Origin of the sequence: Bowdeniella nasicola (assembly GCF_001907295.1) — a bacterium.
Lineage (GTDB): Bacteria > Actinomycetota > Actinomycetes > Actinomycetales > Actinomycetaceae > Bowdeniella > Bowdeniella nasicola.
This window is the reverse complement of sequence record NZ_MQVR01000030.1, coordinates 1-21,939: the sequence shown is the minus strand read 5'-3', so window position 1 is coordinate 21,939 and position 21,939 is coordinate 1. Positions and strand designations below refer to the sequence as shown.

The following is a 21,939-nucleotide window of genomic DNA, read 5'->3' as shown; positions in this document are numbered from 1 at the left end:
GACCAGTGACCTACATCATTGCCCAGCCCTGTGTGGACATTAAAGACCGGGCGTGTGTCGATGAGTGTCCGGTCGACTGCATTTACGAGGGCGAACGGATGCTTTATATCCATCCCGACGAGTGCGTCGATTGCGGTGCCTGTGAACCCGTATGCCCGGTGGAGGCGATCTTCTATGAAGACGACGTGCCGGATCAGTGGAGCCAGTACTACGACGCCAACGTCCAGTTCTTCGACGACATCGGCTCGCCTGGCGGCGCCGCGAAGCTCGGCGTGATCCCGAAGGACCACCCCATCGTCGAAGAGTTGCCGCCCCAGTCCCAGGACTAGAGCGTGACTCTCTACGGGGAGGCACTACCGTAGTTCCCGTGGGATACGCTCACGGGCGCTAAGACTGCGGCGAGTCAGCATCCCGGTGGCCTCATTGACCTGTCGATCGGTACGCCGATCGACCCCACGCCAGCCCTCGCGCGCGATGCGCTGCGCGAGGCAGCTGACGCGCCCAGCTATCCGCCCTCGTCTGGCTCAATTCTCCCGGCAACCCACACGGTCACGACCTCGGCCGTGAGGAACTCGCCGCGACCGTGGCTGCGGCCCGGGAGCGCGGCATCATCATTGCAAGCGACGAATGCTATGCCGAACTGCCGATGGCCGAGCCCTATCTCACCGACGGCGTCCCCTCGGTCCTGTCCGACGACGTCTGCGGCGCGGACGCGAGCGGCCTGCTCGCCCTGTACTCGTTATCGAAGCAGTCCAACCTCGCGGGCTACCGCGCAGCCTTCATCGCGGGCGATACCGGCCTCATCGCGCGCCTGCGCGAGATCCGTATGCATGCCGGCTTCCTCCTGCCCACCCCCGTCCAGCACGCGATGGTCGCGGTGCTCGCCGATGACGAGCACGTCGCGCGCCAGCGCTCGGCCTACCAGGATCGCCGCGAGGTCCTCGCCGCGGCCCTGATACGCGCCAGACTCGAGATCGATCCCCACTGCGATGCAGGCCTCTACCTGTGGGCCCGGCACCCGGGCGTTCCGCCGAGCGAGGCTGCCTCGCTTGAGCTGGTCGACGACTTCGCGGCCCGCGGCATCCTTGTTGCCCCCGGATCGTTTTACGGCGCGGCCGGTTTCGGCTGGGTACGGATCGCGCTCAGCGCATCCGATTCACAAATCCGGAACGCCGCCGAACGGCTGAGTGAGACCAAGGCCACCTAGCTGGCCGCCAGATACTGGAACCTCGGCAATACAGATTAGGACTTCTGGCCTAGGCTAGAAGGGTGCAATCGCGCGTCCCCCTGTGCGCTGACCTGTTCCGAGGAGGGAACTGAATGACTGAGTCCGAGCTGACGCCGGCAACCTTTTCCGTGGACGACAAGACCCTGGAATTCCCCCGTGTAAAAGCGACCGAAGGCAACGACGGTGTCGCGATCAACACGCTGCTGAAGGACACGGGCCTTGTCACCCTCGACACCGGATTCGTCAACACCGCATCGTGTGAATCGAAGATCACCTACATCGATGGCGGCGAGGGCATTTTGCGCTACCGCGGCTACCCGATCGAAGAACTCGCGAATAACTCGCGCTTCCTCGAGGTTGCCTACTTGCTGATTTATGGCGACCTGCCCGACATGGAGACCTATGCCGCGGTCGTGCGTCGCATTAAGCGCCACCGCCTGCTGCACGAAGACTTCAAGGCCTTCTTCACTGCCTTCCCGTCCAACGGCCACCCGATGGCGATCCTGCAGGCCGGTATTTCGGGCCTCGCCACCTACTACCAGCACACGCTGGACCCGAAGGACAAGTACCAGATCGAGCTCGCGACCGTGCTCCTCATGGCCAAGGTCCCGACGATGATCTCCTACATCTCGCGCCGCGCTCAGGGCCTGCCGCTGATGTACCCCGACAGCTCGCTGCAGTACATCGAGGACTTCATCCGCATGACGTTCGGCATGCCGTACGCCAACCATGATGTCGACCCGATCCTCACCGACGCGCTCAACAAGCTGCTCATCCTCCACGCCGACCACGAGCAGAACTGCTCCACCTCGACCGTGCGCATGGTCGGCTCCTCCGAGGCCAATATCTACGCTTCGGTTGCTGCGGGCGTCGGCGCCCTGTCCGGCCCGCTGCACGGCGGCGCCAACGAGGCCGTGCTGCGCATGCTGACCGAGATCCAGGAATCCGACATGTCGGTCCAGGATTTCGTCACCAAGGTGAAGAACAAGGAAGACGGCGTCCGCCTCATGGGCTTTGGCCACCGCGTCTACAAGTCCTACGACCCGCGTGCCTCGATCGCGAAGCAGTCCGCCCACGACGTGCTCGAAAAGCTCGGCAAGTCCAACGAGCAACTCGACATCGCCATGGAGCTCGAAGAGATCGCGCTGCAGGATGACTACTTCATCGAGCGCAACCTCTACCCGAACGTCGACTTCTACACGGGTCTTATCTACAAGGCGATGGGCTTCCCCGAAGAGATGTTCACCCCGCTGTTCGCGCTCGGCCGCCTGCCCGGCTGGATCGCGCAGTACCGCGAGATGATCGAAGATCCCGCCACGAAGATCGGCCGCCCGCGCCAGGTCTACACCGGCGCGACCGAGCGTCACTGGATCCCGCGCTCCGAGCGCTAAGATCTCCCAAGCGAAGGCCGAGCCAGCCACCGGCTGGCTCGGCCTTCGCTATGCCAGACTTGAACCATGGCCACCATCGAAATCGCCGTCCAAGACGCCGCCGGAGCCGCCATCGCCAAAGAGCGCGGCGCGAACCGAATCGAACTGTGTAGCGCGCTCACCACCGGGGGCCTCACGCCCTCGCTCGCGCTGACCGAAGCGGCGGTGGCCGTCGGGATCGACGTGGCAGTCCTCGTACGCCCACGGCCCGGGGACTTCGAACACAGCCCTGACGAGATCGAGCTGTGCGCCCGCGACATCGAACTCGCGATCCAGGCCGGCGCAAGCGGCGTCGTTATCGGAGCGCTGCGCGAGGGCGGACTGGACACCGAGGCAATCGCGCACTGGCGCGATGTCGCCCGGGCCCAGCACGTCGACGCCGAGATCACGGTCCACCGCTGCGTCGACGTCCTGCTCGATCAGGGCATGAGCCCCCAGGCGCTGCTCGCCGAGCTGAACGAGCTCGGCGGTATCACCCGGATCCTCACCTCCGGCGGCGCGCCCACGTGCCGCGAGGGCCGCGAGGTCTTAGGCGAGCTCGCACGGAACTCGGGCGCGATCGAGATCCAGGCCGGCGGCGGACTCAAACCGGCCGATATCCCGGACCTGCTGGAGCGCGGCCTTCGCGCATTCCACCTGTCGGCGCGTGCCGAAAAAGTCTCCGGGCCGACCGGACCGGGAGGCGGGTCCTCCAGCTACGACGTGACCGACGCGGATGTGGTCGCGCAGGCGGTTGCGTGCACCTCGCCGGAGAGCGAATCGCGGTAGAACCGCAGGCGCGGCTGGCCGGCCAGGTCCGCACCTGTCGCGATCGCCCCGTCGTTGAGCCTGATCGAGGTCGACGCGGCGAGATAGAGCGCCGCTTCGACCTGGCAGCCGTCTTCGAGGGAGAAGCCGACGCCGCGGTTGCGTACGCGCAGTTGGGCGCGCACGGTCTCGAAGTCGGTGGCGCGGCACGGGCCTGCGTCGGACCACACGACGGTGGGCAGCAGGTCGAGGATGCCCTCGAGGTTGACCTCGCCGGGCAAGTGTAGCCGCGGTCACACTTTCGCCCGTGGGACGTTAGTCCAGCTGAGCCGTGATGGTTCCCGAGGCCGCGACCGCGAGGACCCAGGGGATGAGGCGGTCAGTGAGCTCCCGGTCGCTCGTGATCGCGGTGACGAGGCTGCCGTCCTCGCAATGCTCGCGGGCCGCCCCAACGATGTGGTCATCGCCCGCGCCCGGAGAGCGCGTCAGGTGGACGTGTTCCGGGGCGGCAGCGTCGCTGACGGCCTTCGCTTGACCTTCGAGGACCGCGATGAAGCGTGGGTAGAGGCGCGCGAGCTCGGGCGTAAACACGTCCGCGGGCAGCCCGTCGAGATCGCCGATGGCGCGCAGGAGTTTTTCCGTCGCGCCGGCTCGGTCCTTCCACCAGCCGTCGGGCCGAGAGCCGAGGATGTTCGCGATATCGAGCACGGTGACGATCGGGCGGAGGTAGCGGCGCAGGCTCGGCCACGCGGCTTCGAATGCGGGCAGAAGCGCGAGGTGGGGGAGCGTCGTCGCGGGAACCCACCGCACGTCGAGGGATTCGCCATCGCCGATGCCGCCCGATTGCCCGGCGATGTCTTCGGCGATGACGGTCGTGTACGTCCAGTCGGGGTGGGTGAATTCGTGCGTCGCCCAGATGCGGCAGCCGTGCGGGGAGATTAGGGCTTCTTCGGCGGCTTCCCTCAGCGCGCCGGTGATCGGAGATTCGGTCGAGGAGAGCGCCCCGCCGGGCAGGCCCCAGGTGCCGCCGTGGTGAGAAAACGCCGCGCGGTGCTGGACGAGGACTTCAACGTCGTCGCTGCCGGCCATGGGCCGCCAGAGCAGGAGGCCGGCGGCGCCATTGGCACCCCAGTGGCGTTCGCCGCAGCGGCAGTGCACCCAGCGGTCGGCATCATGAGAGTGAGTATCGCCGGGAATATCAGCCATATCCCCAGCATGGCATAGTCGGGGCGGCCTTAGGTCGCCCTCGAGGTCGCGCGCGTGAAGTCGTCGGCCGGATAGGGCTGCCACGTGCCAAGAATGTGTTCGGCGAGGTAGCGCGCGGTCGCGACCGCATTGTCGATGCGGTAAGGATCCACCTCCCACTCGGCAAGGCTCACCCAGCGCAGGTCGGTCGATTCGCCCTCGGCAGGACGACCGGCGGGCTCGGATTCGGCGAGCAGCGCGTAGGCGAGGTCGGAGTGAAAATGGTCGCCGCCGACCTGGTGCGTGTTGACGAGCGCAGGCAGCGGATGGGCGGTGAAGCCGGGATAGTCGAAGGTCGGCGGCGGGGCCGGTTGGAAGACCTTCAGGTGGCGGATGCGGTAGCCGGATTCTTCCTTGACCTCGCGCACGAGCGCCTGCCAGGGGTTTTCGGTCGGTTCGATATGGCCCCCGACCTGCAGCAGGCCACGCAGTTTGCGGTGTCGGTGAACGAGGATTCTCGGCTCAGCGCAGTCGGTGCGAAAAATGAACGCCGAGACCGTCTGGTCGTGGCCGCCGGGCTGAGTGAAGATGTGGGGCATTAGTCCTCATCGATGGTCGCGAGCACTTGGCCGCCGGAGACCTGGTCCCCGGGGGAGACCGTCAAGCCGGAGACAATCCCGGCCTTAGGGGCGGAGAGGGGCTGCTCCATCTTCATGGCCTCCACGACCACGATAAGGTCCCCGGCCTCGACCCGATCGCCGTTCGCGACGGCGAGTCGGACGACCGAGGCCTGCATGGGCGCCGAGACCGAGTTGCCGGAGGCCGCGGCCGGGGCGGCGGCGCGGCGGCGCCGGGAGCCGCGCTTGCCGCGCTGCAGGCCCGACGCGGTGCGGGAGATCCCCAGGCCCGCGGGCAGGACGACCTCGAGGCGTTTGCCGCCGACCTCGACGACGACGCGTTCGGTTTCGGTCTCATCCTCGCTGGGGGCCTCGGCGATGACGCCGGGCAGGCCGGCGAGCGTCTCGGCGAACTCGGTTTCGATCCACGTCGTGTAGACCTTGAACTCGCCGTGTTCGGCGGTGTAGTCGGGGGCGTGTAGGACGGCGTTGTGGAACGGTAGGACCGTCGGGATGCCTTCGACGACGGCCTCGGCGACGGCGCGCCGGGCCTTGGCAAGCGCGGCCTCGCGGTCGGCGCCGTGGACGATGATCTTCGCGATCATCGAATCAAAATTGCCGGAGACGACCGAGCCGGCCTTCACGCCCGCATCGATGCGAACGCCCGGGCCGCCGGGCCACAACAGTTCGGTGATCGTGCCGGGGGCGGGCATGAACCCGCAGGTGGGGTCTTCGCCGTTGATGCGCAGCTCGATCGCGTGGCCGCGGGTCTCGACGCGGTCGTAGCCGAGGTCCTGACCGGCGGCGATGCGGAGTTGTTCGGCGACGAGGTCGAGCCCGGTGATCTCTTCGGTCACGGGGTGTTCGACCTGCAGGCGCGTGTTGACTTCGAGGAAGCTCAGCGTGCCGTCGTTGCCGACGAGGAATTCGCACGTGCCCGCCCCGACGTAGCCGGCGGCCTTGAGGATCGCCTTGGAGGCGGCTTCCAGGCGCTCGTTTTGTTCGGCGGAAAGGAAGGGGGCTGGGGCCTCTTCGACAAGTTTTTGGTGGCGACGTTGCAGCGAGCAGTCGCGCGTCGAGAGCACGGCGACGGTGCCGTACTGGTCGGCGAGGCACTGGGTCTCGACGTGGCGAGGCTTGTCGAGGAAGCGCTCGACGAAGCATTCGCCACGACCGAAGGCCGCGGTCGCTTCGCGCACCGCGGAGTCGAACAGTTCCGGGATCTCCTCGAGGGTTCGGGCGACCTTCAGGCCGCGGCCGCCGCCGCCATAGGCGGCCTTGATCGCGACGGGCAGGCCGTGCTCCTTGGCGAAGGCGATGACATCGTCGGCGTTTTCGACCGGGTCGGGCGTGCCGGGTACGAGCGGGGCTCCGACGCTTTCGGCGATGTGGCGGGCGGAGACCTTGTCACCGAGGGATTCGATCGCGGACGGCGGGGGACCGATCCAGATGAGGCCCGCGTCGAGGACCGACTGGGCGAAGTCTGCGCGCTCGGACAGGAACCCGTAGCCCGGGTGGACGGCGTCGGCGCCGCTCTTTTTCGCCACGCTAATGATGAGTTCGGGATCGAGGTAGGTCTCGGGGGCGGTCACGCCGCCGAGGGCATAGGCCTCGTCGGCCATGAGGACATGCATCGCGGCACGATCACCATCGGAATAGACAGCGATCGTGCGGATGCCAAGTTCACGGCAGGTGCGAATGATCCGGACCGCGATCTCGCCGCGATTGGCGATGAGGACTCGTCGAATGGGACGGGCCGTCACTGTCATGGGGCCTCCTAAGCTAACTTGCTTACGCTATCGCCCCGAGGGCAAACCTACGGACTCCGAACGGCCTGCCGCGGCAAGTTCTCGAAAACGCGAGCGCGCAAGGCGGCTAGTTTGTAGATTGCCACAGTTCAGTAATGGAGCGGGCCGTACGCGCGATGAGGGAGCGCAGCGCGGGCAGGGATAGGCCGAGGACGTTATGGTGATCGCCCTCAATACGTTCGATAAACGGGCCGCCATAGCCCTCGAGCGTGAAGGAGCCCGCAACGTGTAGCGGCTCGCCTGTGCTGACGTATGCGTCGATCTCGGCATCGGTGAGGTCGGCGACGACGACGGTCGATACCCGAGGCGCCTCCAAGATGTTCGCGACGGCACCGTCCCGCAAGACGACCAGGCAGTGTCCGGTATGCAGCAGCCCGGCTCGCCCCGCCATGTGGCGCAGGCGCTCGCGGGCAACCTCTGGGGTGTGGGGTTTGCCGAGCGCGACGCCGTCGAGTTCGAACAGCGAATCGCAGCCGAGGACGTAATCGGGTAGCTCACCGCCGTCGGCCACGAGGCGTTCGGCGACGTCGAGCGCCTTCGCGCGTGCCAGCACCGAGACCTTGCCGGGCAGGTCGAGTTCGCCGCCGGCTTCGGCTGCAACAAGCGCCGCGTCCTCGTCGACCTGCGGGGCAATGACCTCGTGGCGGATATGCGCGGCGGCAAGGACGGCTCGGCGCGACGGTGAGGTGGAGGCGAGAACGAGTCTCATCGGGTGATTTCGTCGCGTAGTAGGTCGAGGCCCACCGAGCCGAGGTCGAGCGCGCGCCGGTGGAAGGCCTTGAGGTCGAAGTCCTCGCCGCGGGCGGCCGCGGCGGCGCGGGCATCGTCGCGGGCCTGCAGCCACAGCCGTTCGCCGATCTTGTAGCTCGGGGCCTGGCCAGGCCAGCCGAGGTAACGGTCGAGCTCGAAGGCGAGGATCTTCTTGTCCATGTTGGCGTTCGCGACGAGGAAGGGCCAGGCCTTCTTCGTGTCCCACGTGCCGCCGCCCCATTCATCGGGGCACGGCTTAGACAGGTGGACGCCGATGTCGAGGACGACGCGGGCCGCGCGCAGGCGCTGCCCGTCGAGCATGCCCATGCGGTCGCCGGGGTCGGCGAGGTAGCCGAGGTCTGCCATGAGGCGCTCGGCGTACAGCGCCCAGCCCTCGCCGTGGCCGGAGATCCAGCAGTATTGGCGGCGCCAGAGGTTCAGCAACTCCTTGCGGTAGACCGTCTGCGCGACCTGCAGGTGGTGGCCGGGAACGCCCTCGTGGTAAACCGTCGTCTTTTCACGCCACGTCGTGAATTCGGAGACGCCGGCGGGCACGGACCACCACATGCGGCCCGGGCGGGAGAAATCGTCGGAGGGGCCGGTGTAGTAGATGCCGCCGGTCTGGGTCGGCGCGATGCAGCATTCGAGCGTGCGCACGGGCTCGGGGATGTCGAAGTGCTCGGTTCCGAGCTCGGCGACGGCCTGGTCGGAGGTCTTTTGCATCCACGCCTTCAGGGCGTCGGTGCCGTGCAGGAGGCGCTGCTGTTCGGTATCGAGGCGGTCCATGGCCTCGGCGATCGAGGTGCCCGGGCCGTACAGCTCGGCCGCGACGGCCTCCTGTTCGGCGATGATGCGCGCGAGTTCTTCGCGGCCCCATTCATAGGTCTCATCGAGGTCGACCTTGGCGCCGAGGAAGTAGCGGGAGAAGCGCTCATAGCGCTCCGCGCCGACGGCGTCGTCTTCGGGCGCGGCCATCGCGAGCATCTCTGAGAGGTACTGTGCGAGATCGGCGTAGGCCTGGCGGGCGTCCATCGCGCCGTTTTCGAGCGCGCGGCGGGTCGAGCGCTTCAGCTCTCGCTCTTCGCCGTCCGCTTCGGTGATCTTCGCGCCCTTGGCGAGGTCGGTGAATATCGACGTGTCAAAGTCGGCGAGATCGTCGGCCTGCTTGATGACCGCTTCGATCTGGCGCAGGGCCGCGATATTGCCTCGCTCGGCGGCGAGCGCGAGGGACTCTTCATAGGAGTCGACGGCGTCTTGGATCGCGCTCATGCGCTCACCGATCGCCTCCCACGCCTCCTCGGTATCGGTCGGCATGAGCGCGAAAATGTCGCGCATGTGCTGCGCGGGGGAGTCGATGACGTTGAGTTCGGCGAGCCGCTCACCGGAATCGGCGAGCTCACGTTCGATACCGAGCCGCTCCATCATCGCCGCCTTCGTCACCCGATCGACGTCATCGGCGGGCTCGACGCCCTCGAGCGCGGCGAGCGCGTCGCGAATAACACCGGCGCGAGCGTCGTGGCCCGCGGGCGAATAATCCGCCATGAGGTGGTCATAGCCGGGAATACCGAGCTGGGTGGCTTCGGTCGGGTTTAAGGCGACGGCATCGCGAACGAACTGGTCGGCGATTTCGTCGATCCGGCTGGGCGGACGAGAAGCATCATTCGTGGTCACGGTCACAGCTTATGGCCAAGCGCGCGATAGTGTCACGGCCATTCGTCCCGGGCGAGCTCGCTTAGTACAGTTCGGATATGACCTCACGACCCGTGCCCCGCAGGGTGGCGCTCGCGCTCGCCGGAGTCTCCGGCATGGCATTTCTTGCCGCCTGCGCCAAGACCGATGAGCCCGCCACGACGACGCCGAGTAAAGGATCCACAATGACTTCGCCGCCCGCTGCCGCCCCCACCGGAATTGAAACGATCGATCTGACAGCGAAGGTCCCCGACGCCGTCGCCGCCTTCGAGGCTGCCGCGAAGGACAAGGGGCTGAACGTTTTTGCCACGGTCGATCACGCCGCCGGTGCGAAGGAAGCCGGCATGGAGCTGCGTCCGACGACCCTCGTGATCGTCGGCAACGCCAAGGGCGGAACGCCGCTCATGCTCGACAACCAGCTCATGGGGCTCGTGCTGCCGCTGCGCGTGCTGTTCTGGGAAGACGAGAACGGCGCGACGCACGCCTCGTATGAGTCGATTGCGCACTTCGCCGAGCGCTTCGGCCTCGGCGAGCCCAGTGCGAAGGCTCGCGAGACGATCGCAGGCCTGCTGCCGAAACTTATCGGCGTCTAATGACCTTAGTTACCGGTCCCGCCAGCGCCAGCAGTCATCGCCGCCGCTGAAGGCGGCGAAGGTTCGCGCGCCGGGGCGGGCGCGGCGGTTCCATTCGCAGTCGGCCGCGCCGAGCGCCGCGGGCTCCGGCGGGCTCTCGTGGTGGCCGTTAGCAGCGAAGACGCCGGTGAGGCCCGCGATGAGCGCGGCCAGTTCGTCGCTGTCGGGGCTGCCCGCGACGACGCGTACGCTCGGCTGCTCGTCGTCCTCGCCCGGGTCGGGCTCGCCGAAGGCGACGTCGGGCAGGCGCGTGTCGTCGACCGGGTCGGCGCCCGGCTGCCAGGTCCCGGCCTTGGCGCGGCGTTCGGGCGTCACAGCGGGATGTTCCCGTGTTTGCGGTCCGGCCGGGCGACGCGCTTATTGCGCAGCGCCCGCAGGGCCTTGATGATCTCGAGGCGCGTCTCGGCCGGTTCGATGACCGAGTCGATGAAGCCGCGCGCAGCGGCCTCCCACGGGTTGATGAGGGCGTCTTCGTATTCGCCGACGAGGCGGGCTCGCTCGGCCTCGACATCGCCGCCGTCCTCGGCGACCTTCTTCAGGGCCCCGCGCTGGACGATGTTGACGGCGCCCGCGGCGCCCATGACGGCGATCTGCGCGGTCGGCCAGGCGAGGTTCACGTCGGCGCCGAGCAGTTTGGAGCCCATGACGATGTAGGCGCCGCCGTAGGCCTTGCGGGTGATGACGGTGACGAGCGGGACGGTCGCCTCCGCATAGGCGTAAATGAGTTTCGCGCCGCGGCGGATGATGCCGTTCCACTCCTGGTCGGTGCCGGGCAGGAAGCCGGGCACGTCGACGAAGGTGAGGACGGGGATGTTGAAGGCATCGCACGTGCGCACGAAGCGCGCGGCCTTCTCGGCGGCATCGATATCGAGGGTGCCGGCCATCTGGCTCGGCTGGTTCGCGACGACCCCGACGGGCTTGCCCTCGATGTGGACATAGGCGCAGACAATATTGGGCGCGAAATCTTCTTGCACGAGCAACATGTCACCGTCGTCGACGACGGTCGCGATAACCTCGCGCATGTCGTAGGGCGCGGAATCGGAATCCGGAACGATCGTATTGAGGGCCTCGTCGTCCTCGGTGATCTCCTCATCGACCTCGGCCGGCCAGGTCGGCGGGTCGCACAGGTTATTAGACGGCAGGTAGGTGAGCAGGTCGCGCACGACGTCGAAGGCATCGGCCTCGTCTTCGGCCTTGAAGTGGGCGACGCCCGAGCGCGCGGTGTGCGCGTCCGCGCCGCCGAGCTCATCGAAGCCGACGTCTTCGCCGGTTACGGCGCGGATGACGTCCGGACCGGTAATGAACATGTGCGAGGTCTTGTCGACCATGACGATGAAGTCGGTGAGCGCGGGGGAGTAGACCGCGCCGCCGGCCGAGGGCCCCATGATGAGTGAGATCTGCGGGACGACGCCGGAGGCGGCGACGTTGCGGCGGAAGATCTCGGCGAACTGGGTGAGGGAGGCGACGCCCTCCTGGATGCGCGCGCCGCCACCATCGGAGATGCCGATGCAGGGCACGCCGGTGCGCACCGCGAGGTCCATGACCTTGGTGATCTTTTGGCCGTGGACCTCGCCGAGCGAGCCGCCAAAGGCGGAAAAGTCCTGGCTCCACACGCACACGTTGCGGCCATCGATCGTGCCGTAACCGGTGACGACGCCATCGCCTGGGATGACTTTTTTGTCGAGTCCGAACTGGTGGCAGCGGTGGGTCGCCATCGCGTCGAGCTCGACGAAAGACCCCTCATCGAGCAGGGCCTCGATGCGCGAGCGGGCGCTGCTCTTGCCACGCGCTGCCTGCTTGGTCTCGGCGACCTGCGCGAGTTCAGCGCTGAGCTCGCGGCGGCGGCGCAATTCGGCGAGCTTTTCGGCCGTGGTAGCGGAATTTGGCGTATCAGTCACCCTCGAAGCCTACGAGAGGCCCGCGCCGAAACCTACCGTGAGAGCAACCGAGTCGCCGATTCGACAATTGTAGACTGCCAACAAAAGGGCAAGGAGAACACGTGAGCACCATCCGCTGGGTCGAGACGACGGGCTCGACGAGCACCGACCTGCTCGCGCGCTGCAGCGCGGGCGAGGCCGCGGGCGGCGACGCGCTCGCGACCTTCGATCAGCGCGCCGGCCGGGGCCGCGCGGGCGCCGAATGGGTCACCGCCCCCGGGATGGGCCTCGCGCTCTCGGTCGCGATCGATGCGAGCGGCGTGGACCTTTCGAATGTCGCGAGCCTCGTGCACCCCGTCGGCCTCGCCGTCCGCACCGTCATCGCGGAGGCGGGCGCCGCAGGCGCGGCCCTTGCCTGGCCCAATGACATCGTCGTCCCGTACCCCGAGGCCGTCGAGGGCTGGGGGCGCTGGCGCAAGCTCGGCGGCATCCTGTGTGAACGGCACGCATCCGGGCTTATCATCGCCGGCATTGGCGTGAACCTGGACTATCCAGCCGACCGGCTCCCCGTCGCCTGGGCGACCTCGCTGCGGCAGGCGGCGCCCGAATGGGACGGGGACCGCGAGGCGCTCGCGGAGCGCATCGTCGCCGAGGTGTGCGTGGCGGACGCACACTGGCGTGAGCACGGCGGAAACCTCAGCTATCTCGCGGAGGAGCTGGCGCGCTCGAGCGCGTGGCGAGATACGGTGATCACGGCACGCGCGGGCGCGCACACGCTCGGCGGCACGTTCCGCGGCGTCGATGATTCGGGCGCCGCGCTGATCGAGACGCCGGGCGGCATCGAGCGGTGGATCTCCGGAGAAATCAGGCACGTGCGCGCGGCATGTGACGACGGCTACACTGAAGAGTGTGACCGACCCCGTTGAACCCTCCGCCCCCGATACCGTCGGTTTTCACGTCAACCGACTGATCGGTGGACCCCCGCAGTTGACGATTCGTGAGGTCGCCGAGCTCGCGGGCGTCGGGGTGCCATTCGTGCGAACGTTCTGGCGTGCCATGGGGTTTGCGAACGTCGCCGACGACGAGGTCGTCTTCACGCCCTTTGATGCCGAAGCGATCATGGGCTGGAAAAAGCTGTTGCGCTCCTCGCGCGTCGATGAGCGCACCGCGGTCTCGCTGCTGCGCGCCGAATCCCACATCACCGACCGCCTCGTGCTGTGGCAGGTCGAGGCCCTCATCGACGACGTCGCGCGCCGCAAGAACCTCGACGACACGTCCGCGCGCCTCGTCGTCCTCGATTCGATCTCCGATGACTACGAGCTGCTCACCGACCAACTCGCCTACGCCTGGCGCCGCCAGCTCGCGGCCCTCGCCCGCCGGATCGACGTCGAGGTCTCCCGCCGCGGCGCCGACGATGACGCGACCGAGCTGCCGCTGCTGCGCTCCCTCGGATTCGTCGACATGGTCGCCTATACGCGCCGCTCGCGTGAACTCGACGTCACCCAGCTGACGGAGCTCGTCCAGGGCTTTGAGTTCACGGCCCGCGACGTCATCACCTCCCTTGGTGGACGCGTCGTGAAAACCATTGGTGACGCGGTCCTCTATATCGCCGATGACCTCGAGACCGGCGCCGAGATCGTGCTCGGCCTCATCGAGGCGCTCAAGGCCGATCCGCGCCTGCTGCCGGTGCGGGCCTCGCTCGTGCAGGGCCGGGTCGTCTCGCACTCGGGCGACATCTTCGGGCCCGTCGTGAACGTCGCCTCCCGCCTGGCCGATATCGCCCACCCGGGAACGGTCCTCATGGACGAGTCGACGGCCGCGATTTTGCAAGCGAGCCCGACGGGCCACCAGTACGACCTGTCGCCGCGGCCCGTCGTCGAAGTCCAAGGATTAGGCGAGATCAGGCCGATCGAGCTGCGCAAGAAACCGGAATTTGAGGCCGACGATTAAGAACGTGCCGTGTCTCGCAGTGGAAGATTTGACCTTTTCTTGAACTTTGGCGTTACCATGGTGACGTGACTAACGTTTTACTTGTTGAAGATGATCCGGCCATCGCCGAGCCGCTCGCCCGCGCCTTCGCCCGCGAAGGCTATGACGTGCGACACCACGGCACCGGCCAGGGCGCCATCGACGATATCGCCGACACGGACCTCGTCGTCCTGGACCTCGGCCTGCCCGACATGGACGGCCTGGACGTCGCGCGGTGGATTCGCAACCAGGGACTGGCCACGCCGATCCTCGTGCTCACGGCCCGCGCCGACGAAGTCGACCTCGTCGTCGGCCTCGATGCCGGCGCGGATGACTACGTCACCAAGCCCTTCCGGCTCGCGGAACTGCTGGCCCGCGTGCGGGCCCTGCTGCGTCGCTCCCACGGTGATCTCACCGACGAAGACGAGCTGACCGCGCAGGACGTGCGCGTCGATGTCGGCGCCCACCGCGCGTTCCAGGGAAAGCGCGAACTGCAGCTGACCGCCAAGGAATTCGAGCTGCTGCGCGTGCTCGTGCGCGACGCGGGTGTCGTCGTCGAACGCGATGCGCTCATGCGCGAGGTGTGGGGCACGGACCCGACGGGCTCGACGAAGACGCTCGACATGCATGTCTCTTGGCTGCGCCGCAAACTCGGTGATGACGCCAACGACCCGACGTACATCTCCACGGTGCGCGGGATGGGCTTCCGCTTCGAGACCGCTAGCTAAGACATGCAGCGTCGCGCGGTCACGATGACCGTGCTGGCCGTGCTGGTGGCCGTCACCGTCATCGGGCTACCGCTGGCCGTCCTCGGTCCGTTTGTCGTCTACCGCTCCGAACAGGACGCGGTAGAACTCCGGGCTGCCTCGCTCATGCGCACCGTCGAGCGACGGATCGCGCACCGCGAGGACATCACCGACTCCCTGCTGCGCCCGTGGGTGGGACGCGATACCCAAAACCCGGCCTATATCGAACTCCAGCTCTCCGACGGCACGAAGCTCACGGCCGGCGAACCCATTTCCGGCAAGGTCCTGCGCGCAACACAGTCCTCGCCCTCGGGCTACAACCTCCTCATGGAGGTCTCGACGAAACGCTTCTTGCTGAAAACCGTCTACGTCGAGGGCTTCATCCTCGTCGGCACGTCGCTCGCATTCCTCATCGCGGTCCTCGTCGCCCGAAGACAGGCGCGCAAGATCGCCGCGCCCCTCATCTATCTCGCCGCCTCCGCCGAGCAACTCGGCAGCGGCCAGGCGCGCCCGCGCATCAAGCCGTCGGGGATCGAGGAGATCGACCTCATCCAGGCCGAGCTCGTCCGCACCGCCGAACGCATGGCGGGCCGACTCGCCGCCGAACGCCAATTCGCCGCCGACGCCTCCCACCAGCTGCGTACCCCGCTCACCGCGCTGTCGATGCGGCTGGAGGAGATCGAGTTGCTCGCGACCGACGAGGGGGTCAAGGAAGAGGCGCGCGTCTGCCTCGAGCAGGTCGAGCGCCTCACCGGCGTCGTCGACGAACTCCTCAAGACCTCCCGGTCCTCCTCCGGCGGCACGACGGAGGCCGTTTCCATCACGGACGTCTTCGACCAGCAGCGCGATGAGTGGCAGCGCGCCTTCGATAACGCGGGCCGCGAGCTCGTCTTTTCCGAGGGGACCGACCGGCTCGCGCTCGCGACCCCGGGCTCCGTTGCTCAGGTGCTCGCGACGCTGATCGAAAACTCACTGAAATACGGCGATGGCACGACGACGGTCTCCTCGCGGCCGGCCTCCGGCAAGGGCGTCTTCATCGATGTCGCCGACGAGGGCTCGGGCGTGCCCGATGAACTCGCGAACGACATCTTCTCCAAGCACGTCTCCGGCAAGGGCGGCACCGGTCTGGGGCTCGCGCTCGCGAAGGATCTCGCATCCTCCGATGGTGGGCGGCTCGAACTCTCGCAGCGCCGGCCCCCGGTTTTCACGCTGTTCCTCAACGGCGTGCCGGCATCCCTCAATCCGAATGCGGTACTGCCGCAGGGCTCGTTCGTCTCGGTTGGCCGGCGCCGCCGCCGCCGGTAAAGACGACGTAGCGGTAACACAGGTACCGGAAGATCGTGCCGAGGCCGACGCCGATGATATTGCCGGCGATGTTATCCGCGAGCTGTGAGGTGTAGCCGAGCACGTAGCGCGAGATCCACAGGGAGGCGGCCGCGATGATGATGCCGCCAGCGTTCACGAGTAGGAACATCACGAGCTCACGCAACGGTGTGGAGCGGCGCGCGCCCGCGAACGTCCAATACCGGTTACCGACCCATGCAAAGAGCGTCGCGACGCATGCGGAGATGATCTTCGCGGTCACGGGGTGCTCGGCGAGCATGTGCCCGGGCCCGTAGACGAGGAGGTTGAATCCGCCAGTGTCGATGACGTAGGCGATCGCGCCAATCGCACCGAATTTTGCGAGTTCGGTAAGCCACGCGGCAAAAGACTGGCGGCGTCCGCGTGAGGGGGAGGGGACGGTATCGGGCACGAGGGCAGCCTAGCGCGGTATCTTACAAAGCGTGAAGTCCAATGTCGTTGCCGTGATCGGCGGCGGGCAGCTTGCCCGCATGATGCAAGAAGCCGCCGGCGCGCTCGATATCGAGCTGCGCGCCCTCGTCGAAGCCGAGGATGGGGCAACCGCCCAAGTCGTGCCTGACTCGCGGGTCGGGGAGCCGGGCGATGAGGCCGCCGTGCGGGCCTTGCTCGAGGCGCCCGATGCGACGCGAATCGCGCTGACGTTCGAACACGAGCATCAGGACACCGAGCTGCTGCAGCGCCTGGCGGGTAAGAGCGTGAGCGTTCAGCCGCCGCCCGAGGCGCTGCTGTTTGCGCGCGATAAGCTCGCGATGCGCCAGCGTCTGAGCGAGCTCGGTGCCCCCGTGCCCGCCTGGCGCGAGATCGTAAGCGAGGCCGATATCGCTGCATTCCTCGCCGAGCAGGGCGGCTCCGTCATCGTCAAGACCGCCCGCGGCGGCTACGACGGCAAGGGCGTGCGCGTCGTCGAGGCGCCCGAAGATATCGCCGACTGGCTGGCCGACGGACGCGCGCTCGTCGCCGAGGCCAAGGTGCCGTTCACCATGGAGGTCGCGGCCCTGCTCGCGCGCCGCCCCGCCGGCGAGATCAAGCACTGGGAGCTCACACAGACGATCCAGGTAGACGGCATTTGCGCCCGTGCGATCGCGCCCGCCCCGGGCGTGAGCGACGAGCTCGCCGCCCGCGCCCGCGAGATCGCGGAAACGATCGCCGAAGGACTCGGCGTGACCGGTGTGCTCGCGGTCGAAATGTTCGTCGCCGACGACGAGTTGCTCGTCAACGAGCTCGCGATGCGGCCCCACAACTCCGGCCACTGGACGATCGAAGGCGCGACGACGAGCCAGTTCGAGCAGCACCTGCGCGCGGTCCTCGACCTGCCGCTCGGGGACACGACCCCGCGCGCGGCCTGCGCGGTCATGGTGAACCTGCTCGGTTCCGAGCTCGCCGATCCCACGGCCGCCTACCCCGACCTCTTCGAGCGCTACCCCGAGGTGAAGGTCCACCTCTACGGCAAGTCGGTGCGCCCGGGCCGCAAGCTCGGGCACGTCACGGCGCTCGGCGACGATCCGACCCAGCTCTCCCACCGAACCCTCGCGGCCGCGGCGCTGCTGCGGGGCGAAACAGACTAAGGACACCGCTATGACCTCCACCCCCGTCGTCGGCATCATCATGGGGTCGGACTCCGACTGGCCCACGATGAAGGACGCGGCCGATGTGCTCACCGAGTTCGCCATCCCCTATGAGGCCCAGGTGGTCTCGGCGCACCGCATGCCCGAAGACATGATTTCCTACGGCAAGCAGGCAGCCAGCCGCGGCCTGCGCGTCATCATCGCGGGCGCCGGGGGAGCGGCCCACCTGCCGGGCATGGTCGCCGCGGTCACGCCCCTGCCCGTGATCGGCGTGCCGGTGCCGCTGAAGTACCTCGACGGCATGGATTCGCTGCTGTCGATCGTCCAGATGCCCGGCGGCGTGCCCGTCGCGACGGTGTCGATCGGCGGCGCGAAGAACGCCGGCCTGCTCGCGGCCCGCATCCTTGGCGCGAGCGACGAGACCATCCGCGGCCAGCTGGCCGACTATCAGGAAGGCCTGCGCGAAGTTGCGATCGAAAAAGGTCGCAATCTCGGCAAACGATAAATAACGACCAATTTTTCACATTATCGACTAAAGCGTGTACGAAGGAGTACGCTGAAGCCATGACTGTTCTCGTAGCCGGAGGCGCCGGCTATATCGGTGCCCACATCGTTGACCTGCTGACCAAACGCGACGAAAAAGTCGTCATCGTCGATGACTTTTCCACCTCGACCAAGGACCGCGTCGCCGATTTCGACTATGTCGAACTCGACCTCGCCAGCGGCGGCTCGGAAGACACGCTCGTCGAGATCATGCAGAGCCGCGACGTCGACTCCGTCATCCACTTCGCCGCCCGCAAGCAGGTCGGCGAATCGGTGGAAAAGCCGGCCTGGTACTACCAGCAGAACGTCGGCGGCCTGGCCAACATGCTCGCCGCGATGCAGCGCGCCGACGTCGACGTCATGATCTTCTCCTCCTCGGCCGCCGTCTACGGCATGCCCGATGTCGAGACCGTCCCCGAGGACATCGACTGCCGCCCCATCAATCCGTACGGCGAAACCAAGCTCATCGGCGAATGGATGATGGCCGACTGCGAGCGCGCCTGGGGCCTGAAGTGGGCCGGCCTGCGCTACTTCAACGTCGCCGGTGCGGGCAGCGAAGACCTCGGCGACCCGGCGATCCTCAACCTCGTCCCCATGGTCTTTGCGCGCCTGGAAAAGGGCCAGCAGCCCCTCATCTTCGGCGACGACTACCCGACGCCCGACGGCACCTGCATCCGCGACTACATCCACGTCGTCGACCTCGCCGACGCCCACATCACCGCGCTCGACGCCCTGCGCTCGGACGCCCCGCCGGCCGAGCACATCTTCAACGTCGGCACCGGCCAGGGCTCCTCGGTCAAGGAAGTCGTCGACGTCATCGGTGAGGTCACCGGCCTCGATGCGACCCCCGAGTTCAAGGACCGTCGCGCGGGCGATCCGCCGAAGCTCATCGCCAAGGCCGACCGCATCCGCGAGCACCTCGGCTGGGCCGCACGCCACGACCTTGCCGACATGGTCGACTCCGCCTGGAAGGCATGGCGCGCACGCCACTGAGATAATGACGGCGTGAAGCATTTCGATCTCGCCATCATTGGAACCGGTTCCGGAAACGCCATCCCCGAAGAGCTGAACGACGCCTCGATCGCCCTGATCGAGGCGGGTCGGTTCGGCGGCACGTGCCTGAACGTCGGATGTATCCCGACGAAGATGTACGTCTATCCCGCCGACGTTATCGAGGACGCGAAAGCCGCCCACGAGCTCGGCGTCGACCTCAGCTACCACGGCGTCGACCTGCCGCTGTTGCAAGATCGCATCTTCGGGCGGCGGATCGACGTCATCGCCGAGGGCGGGGAGCGCTACCGCAAGGACGAGTGCCCGAACATCACCGTCTTTTCCGATATGGCGCGCTTTACCGGCGACAAGACGATCGAGGTCGCAGGCGAACACATCACCGCCGACCAGATCATCGTCGCGGCCGGATCCCGTCCGCAGATTCCCGACCTCGTGACCGACTCCGGCGTCCCGTACTACACGAACGAGGACATCATGCGGATCGAGCGCCTGCCTAAGCGGCTGCTCATCCTCGGCTCGGGCTATATCGCGACCGAGTTCGCGCACGTCTTTTCGGCACTCGGCTCGAAGGTCATGGTCACCGGGCGCAGCGATGTGCTCATCAAGCATCAGGATCGCGACGTCGCCGTGCGCTTCACGCGCGCCGCGCGCGAGCGCTGGGATGTCCGCCTCGGCCAGGAGACGACGGGCCTCACCAAGGACGGCGATACCATCACGCTGACGTTTGCCGACGGCAGCACCGCCACCGGCGACGCACTACTCGTCGCGACCGGCCGTATCCCGAACGGCGACCGGCTCAACCTCGCGGCCGCGGGCATCGACACCCACGGCGACGGCCGGATCAAGGTCGATCAGCACGGGCGCACGAGCGCCGCGGGCGTGTGGGCCCTCGGCGATGTCTCCAGCCCGTATCAGCTCAAGCACGTCGCCAACCACGAAGCCCGCGTCGTCTTCCATAACGTCACGCACCCCGAAAAGCTGCGTTCCTTCCGGCACGACGCGCTCCCCGCGGCGATCTTCACGCACCCGCAGATCGCGAGCGTCGGCATGAGCGAGCAGGAGGCGCGCGATGCCGGCTACGACATCGCCGTCGCCACCCAGAACTTCGGCGACGTCGCCTACGGCTGGGCGATGGAGGACCACGTCGGCTTTAGCAAGATCATCGCCGATAAGAAAACCGGCCTCATCCTTGGCGCCCACCTCATGGGCCACCAGTCGGCGATCCTCATCCAGAGCCTCATCCAAGCGATGGCGCTCGGCACGACGGCGAAGCAGATGGCCGAAGACCAGCTGTGGATCCACCCCTCGCTCAGCGAGGTCATCGAAAACTGCCTGCTCGGCCTCGAGCTCTAAATCGTAGAGTTGCCTGAAAATCCGGTCGCGGTTCGGTAACGAGCAACGTTTTCGGTACCTCCTGGCCGATCCTTCGGCGTAGCCTGGTGGTGACGGCAACGTCAGGTCCGATGAAGGAGAGAGAGCATGGGCAGGAATCTCGCGAAACTACTCGCCTTGGCGCTCGGGCCGCTGTTCGCTGTGGGGTGCCAGGGCGAAGACGACAGCATCAAGGTCCCGACCAAGAAATACCCCGGCGACAGCATCCCGGCGGTGCTGGTGCACGTCAAGGTGAAGCGAGTCGATGTTCACGGCACGTGGGTGTGCCCGGTCATCGACCATAAAGGGAAAGAATCCCTTCTCATCTTGCCCCCGAAGAGCACGGGCGCGGTGGAACCGTCACCGACCTTCACCGTGGGCGGGCACGCCCTGAAAGAGGGGGACACGTTCGATACCTCCTGGCTTGCACCCCAGGACAAGCCGGTCAAATGCGGGGACACGACATATGAGCACGCCGTGCTGATGTCGACCGACGACGTCACCCAGCCAAGCGAAGCGAAGTAGCGTCTCAGCGAGCGTGGGGAGATTTAGTTGCTCTGCCACGGGATGTAGCCGCTCGTATCAGCGATTTCGGCGCCGTCGATTGGTTGCTTGGGATTCGTGACGTTGAGCTTCCAACCGCCGTCTTGCCAGATTAGGTTGTACACCATCGAGATGTAATGCGTTTTTCCCTTAGCGGTTCCGCGGTATAGAACGTCAACGAATGCCGAATCGCCAGAGTATTTCAGCATCCAGAAGCCGGCGACTTCTACTCGATAGTCTGGTCCGGTTCCACTGGGCAGTTTCAAGACCTCGTCTCGGTGAGGTCCCTTAGCTACAAAGTATTCAATAAAGCTCCGCGCGGTGTGTTTGTTGCCTAGTGCACCCTGGGATTGTGAAGAAGTCTCGGGAGCCTCCTTGAGCGTTCCTTCGGCAGTGACGCCGCTCAACCCGCATACGCTGTCGCCTTCGGCCACACTCTCTGCTGTGTCAGTTTCTGTGCCGGCAACGGCCGCCATGTCGTCATCGCGGGACTCGCTTCCGATTCGGTAGGAGCCGCACTCTGTTGAGTTCCCGGCTCCCGCAGGCGAAGGGTGACGACCAGCGTCGTCGCGAGAATTAGTGCCGTGGCCGCTGCCAATGCCGTGACGATGAATTTCGGGCGCGTAAATGGGTTCGGTTCGCTGCCGGACATCAAGGTCCTCCTTTAGTCATCAGTGAGGGGTAGGCCGGACGGGGTGCCGTTGAGGAGTCGTTACGTACTGTGGTGCGAGGTGTACGCGTGAAAGATAATGTGCAGGCAAAAATCTATCGAGCGGGTCAAGTCCCTTGTAGTGGTGTAACGGCGTTTTCCTCTCGTTTGGGGTTTTAGCTTGCTAGTGCGGGCGTGTCGGTATCGGTCATGGTCGT

Annotated in this window: 23 protein-coding genes and 1 pseudogene; 14 read left to right on the top strand and 10 right to left on the bottom strand. The window is 66.7% G+C overall.

Features of this window, described 5'->3' with window-relative positions; genetic code table 11:
- Positions 1-5: 5 nt before the first annotated feature.
- The 4 genes and pseudogenes from fdxA (at position 6) to BSZ39_RS06375 (ending at position 3,426) form a co-directional block, all read left to right on the top strand.
- Positions 6-329, top strand: a complete 324-nt coding sequence (gene fdxA, locus BSZ39_RS06390; protein ID WP_073716540.1) for a ferredoxin — start codon at positions 6-8, stop codon at positions 327-329.
- 33 nt (positions 330-362) lie between these two features.
- Positions 363-1,207 (top strand): annotated as a pseudogene (locus tag BSZ39_RS06385) (aminotransferase class I/II-fold pyridoxal phosphate-dependent enzyme); the annotation flags it as partial.
- A gap of 113 nt (positions 1,208-1,320) precedes the next feature.
- Positions 1,321-2,619 (top strand): citrate synthase, encoded by a 1,299-nt coding sequence (locus BSZ39_RS06380; RefSeq protein ID WP_073716539.1) that lies wholly within the window; start codon positions 1,321-1,323, stop codon positions 2,617-2,619.
- Between the two features lie 66 nt (positions 2,620-2,685).
- Positions 2,686-3,426 (top strand): copper homeostasis protein CutC, encoded by a 741-nt coding sequence (locus BSZ39_RS06375; RefSeq protein WP_073716538.1) that lies wholly within the window; start codon positions 2,686-2,688, stop codon positions 3,424-3,426.
- On the opposite strand, the gene BSZ39_RS06370 is transcribed toward BSZ39_RS06375, so the two are convergent.
- From BSZ39_RS06370 to BSZ39_RS06345, 6 genes are all read right to left on the bottom strand, one after another.
- Complete coding sequence (locus BSZ39_RS06370; RefSeq protein ID WP_073716537.1) at positions 3,354-3,686, bottom strand: 2,3,4,5-tetrahydropyridine-2,6-dicarboxylate N-succinyltransferase; 333 nt, start codon at positions 3,684-3,686, stop codon at positions 3,354-3,356. The two genes, BSZ39_RS06375 and BSZ39_RS06370, sit on opposite strands and share 73 nt — an antisense overlap.
- Positions 3,687-3,720: 34 nt before the next feature.
- A complete protein-coding gene (locus tag BSZ39_RS06365) occupies positions 3,721-4,611 on the bottom strand; it encodes an NUDIX domain-containing protein (RefSeq protein WP_073716536.1) in 891 nt (296 codons plus the stop codon).
- 29 nt (positions 4,612-4,640) lie between these two features.
- On the bottom strand, positions 4,641-5,189 hold the full coding sequence (locus tag BSZ39_RS06360; protein WP_073716535.1) for an NUDIX domain-containing protein: 549 nt from the start codon (positions 5,187-5,189) through the stop codon (positions 4,641-4,643).
- Positions 5,189-6,976, bottom strand: a complete 1,788-nt coding sequence (locus BSZ39_RS06355) for an acetyl/propionyl/methylcrotonyl-CoA carboxylase subunit alpha (protein WP_073716534.1) — start codon at positions 6,974-6,976, stop codon at positions 5,189-5,191. The genes BSZ39_RS06360 and BSZ39_RS06355 overlap by 1 nt, the downstream gene beginning before the upstream one ends.
- A 106-nt stretch (positions 6,977-7,082) precedes the next feature.
- A complete protein-coding gene (locus BSZ39_RS06350) occupies positions 7,083-7,724 on the bottom strand; it encodes a Maf family protein (protein ID WP_073716533.1) in 642 nt (213 codons plus the stop codon).
- The gene (locus tag BSZ39_RS06345) at positions 7,721-9,436 is read right to left on the bottom strand and encodes a DUF885 domain-containing protein (RefSeq protein WP_083602995.1); all 1,716 of its coding nucleotides are present in this window, start codon (positions 9,434-9,436) and stop codon (positions 7,721-7,723) included. Before BSZ39_RS06345 ends, BSZ39_RS06350 begins: the two co-directional genes overlap by 4 nt.
- A gap of 77 nt (positions 9,437-9,513) precedes the next feature.
- Here BSZ39_RS06345 and BSZ39_RS06340 point away from each other — a divergent pair, with 77 nt between their 5' ends.
- Positions 9,514-10,047, top strand: coding sequence for a DUF302 domain-containing protein (locus BSZ39_RS06340; protein ID WP_222842882.1), 534 nt, complete (start codon positions 9,514-9,516; stop codon positions 10,045-10,047).
- Between the two features lie 9 nt (positions 10,048-10,056).
- On the opposite strand, the gene BSZ39_RS06335 is transcribed toward BSZ39_RS06340, so the two are convergent.
- Together BSZ39_RS06335 and BSZ39_RS06330 are read right to left on the bottom strand one after the other, a co-directional pair.
- The gene (locus BSZ39_RS06335) at positions 10,057-10,401 is read right to left on the bottom strand and encodes an acyl-CoA carboxylase epsilon subunit (protein ID WP_073716531.1); all 345 of its coding nucleotides are present in this window, start codon (positions 10,399-10,401) and stop codon (positions 10,057-10,059) included.
- The gene (locus BSZ39_RS06330; protein ID WP_073716530.1) at positions 10,398-11,984 is read right to left on the bottom strand and encodes an acyl-CoA carboxylase subunit beta; all 1,587 of its coding nucleotides are present in this window, start codon (positions 11,982-11,984) and stop codon (positions 10,398-10,400) included. The genes BSZ39_RS06335 and BSZ39_RS06330 overlap by 4 nt, the downstream gene beginning before the upstream one ends.
- Positions 11,985-12,085: 101 nt before the next feature.
- On the opposite strand from BSZ39_RS06330, the gene BSZ39_RS06325 reads away from it, so the two are divergent.
- The 4 genes from BSZ39_RS06325 (at position 12,086) to BSZ39_RS06310 (ending at position 15,982) form a co-directional block, all read left to right on the top strand.
- Positions 12,086-12,889: a biotin--[acetyl-CoA-carboxylase] ligase gene (locus tag BSZ39_RS06325; RefSeq protein WP_073716529.1), complete on the top strand. Its 804-nt coding sequence runs from the start codon at positions 12,086-12,088 to the stop codon at positions 12,887-12,889.
- A complete protein-coding gene (locus tag BSZ39_RS06320; RefSeq protein ID WP_073716528.1) occupies positions 12,873-13,913 on the top strand; it encodes an adenylate/guanylate cyclase domain-containing protein in 1,041 nt (346 codons plus the stop codon). Before BSZ39_RS06325 ends, BSZ39_RS06320 begins: the two co-directional genes overlap by 17 nt.
- A 65-nt stretch (positions 13,914-13,978) precedes the next feature.
- The gene (locus tag BSZ39_RS06315) at positions 13,979-14,659 is read left to right on the top strand and encodes a response regulator transcription factor (protein ID WP_073716527.1); all 681 of its coding nucleotides are present in this window, start codon (positions 13,979-13,981) and stop codon (positions 14,657-14,659) included.
- 3 nt (positions 14,660-14,662) lie between these two features.
- Positions 14,663-15,982: a sensor histidine kinase gene (locus tag BSZ39_RS06310; protein ID WP_073716526.1), complete on the top strand. Its 1,320-nt coding sequence runs from the start codon at positions 14,663-14,665 to the stop codon at positions 15,980-15,982.
- On the opposite strand, the gene BSZ39_RS06305 is transcribed toward BSZ39_RS06310, so the two are convergent.
- Positions 15,915-16,430 carry a GtrA family protein gene (locus tag BSZ39_RS06305; protein WP_073716525.1) on the bottom strand — a complete coding sequence of 172 codons (516 nt, stop codon included), beginning with the start codon at positions 16,428-16,430 and terminating at the stop codon, positions 15,915-15,917. The genes BSZ39_RS06310 and BSZ39_RS06305 overlap by 68 nt on opposite strands.
- A 31-nt stretch (positions 16,431-16,461) precedes the next feature.
- Here BSZ39_RS06305 and BSZ39_RS06300 point away from each other — a divergent pair, with 31 nt between their 5' ends.
- The 5 genes from BSZ39_RS06300 to BSZ39_RS06280 all read left to right on the top strand — a co-directional run bounded on the left by BSZ39_RS06300 (position 16,462) and on the right by BSZ39_RS06280 (position 21,054).
- The gene (locus tag BSZ39_RS06300) at positions 16,462-17,604 is read left to right on the top strand and encodes a 5-(carboxyamino)imidazole ribonucleotide synthase (protein ID WP_073716524.1); all 1,143 of its coding nucleotides are present in this window, start codon (positions 16,462-16,464) and stop codon (positions 17,602-17,604) included.
- 10 nt (positions 17,605-17,614) lie between these two features.
- Entirely contained in the window at positions 17,615-18,109 is a 495-nt protein-coding gene (gene purE, locus BSZ39_RS06295) for a 5-(carboxyamino)imidazole ribonucleotide mutase (protein WP_073716523.1), read from the top strand.
- A 59-nt stretch (positions 18,110-18,168) separates the two neighbouring features.
- Complete coding sequence (gene galE / locus BSZ39_RS06290) at positions 18,169-19,140, top strand: UDP-glucose 4-epimerase GalE (protein WP_073716522.1); 972 nt, start codon at positions 18,169-18,171, stop codon at positions 19,138-19,140.
- Positions 19,141-19,152: 12 nt separating this feature from the next.
- On the top strand, positions 19,153-20,511 hold the full coding sequence (locus tag BSZ39_RS06285; RefSeq protein WP_073716521.1) for a mycothione reductase: 1,359 nt from the start codon (positions 19,153-19,155) through the stop codon (positions 20,509-20,511).
- 126 nt (positions 20,512-20,637) lie between these two features.
- The gene (locus BSZ39_RS06280; protein WP_073716520.1) at positions 20,638-21,054 is read left to right on the top strand and encodes a hypothetical protein; all 417 of its coding nucleotides are present in this window, start codon (positions 20,638-20,640) and stop codon (positions 21,052-21,054) included.
- A 23-nt stretch (positions 21,055-21,077) separates the two neighbouring features.
- On the opposite strand, the gene BSZ39_RS13475 is transcribed toward BSZ39_RS06280, so the two are convergent.
- Positions 21,078-21,548, bottom strand: a complete 471-nt coding sequence (locus BSZ39_RS13475) for a DUF8175 domain-containg protein (RefSeq protein WP_143180411.1) — start codon at positions 21,546-21,548, stop codon at positions 21,078-21,080.
- Positions 21,549-21,939 lie beyond the last annotated feature (391 nt).

What these genes read in the sequence shown, in the direction of transcription:
- BSZ39_RS06380 (WP_073716539.1), top strand. Translation starts at nt 1,321, where the DNA reads ATGACTGAGTCCGAGCTGACGCCGGCAACCTTTTCCGTGGACGACAAG.
- BSZ39_RS06375 (WP_073716538.1), top strand. Translation starts at nt 2,686, where the DNA reads ATGGCCACCATCGAAATCGCCGTCCAAGACGCCGCCGGAGCCGCCATC.
- BSZ39_RS06365 (WP_073716536.1), bottom strand. Translation starts at nt 4,611, where the DNA reads ATGGCTGATATTCCCGGCGATACTCACTCTCATGATGCCGACCGCTGG.
- BSZ39_RS06360 (WP_073716535.1), bottom strand. Translation starts at nt 5,189, where the DNA reads ATGCCCCACATCTTCACTCAGCCCGGCGGCCACGACCAGACGGTCTCG.
- BSZ39_RS06355 (WP_073716534.1), bottom strand. Translation starts at nt 6,976, where the DNA reads ATGACAGTGACGGCCCGTCCCATTCGACGAGTCCTCATCGCCAATCGC.
- BSZ39_RS06350 (WP_073716533.1), bottom strand. Translation starts at nt 7,724, where the DNA reads ATGAGACTCGTTCTCGCCTCCACCTCACCGTCGCGCCGAGCCGTCCTT.
- BSZ39_RS06340 (WP_222842882.1), top strand. Translation starts at nt 9,514, where the DNA reads ATGACCTCACGACCCGTGCCCCGCAGGGTGGCGCTCGCGCTCGCCGGA.
- BSZ39_RS06310 (WP_073716526.1), top strand. Translation starts at nt 14,663, where the DNA reads ATGCAGCGTCGCGCGGTCACGATGACCGTGCTGGCCGTGCTGGTGGCC.
- purE (WP_073716523.1), top strand. Translation starts at nt 17,615, where the DNA reads ATGACCTCCACCCCCGTCGTCGGCATCATCATGGGGTCGGACTCCGAC.
- galE (WP_073716522.1), top strand. Translation starts at nt 18,169, where the DNA reads ATGACTGTTCTCGTAGCCGGAGGCGCCGGCTATATCGGTGCCCACATC.
- BSZ39_RS06280 (WP_073716520.1), top strand. Translation starts at nt 20,638, where the DNA reads ATGGGCAGGAATCTCGCGAAACTACTCGCCTTGGCGCTCGGGCCGCTG.
- BSZ39_RS13475 (WP_143180411.1), bottom strand. Translation starts at nt 21,548, where the DNA reads ATGGCGGCCGTTGCCGGCACAGAAACTGACACAGCAGAGAGTGTGGCC.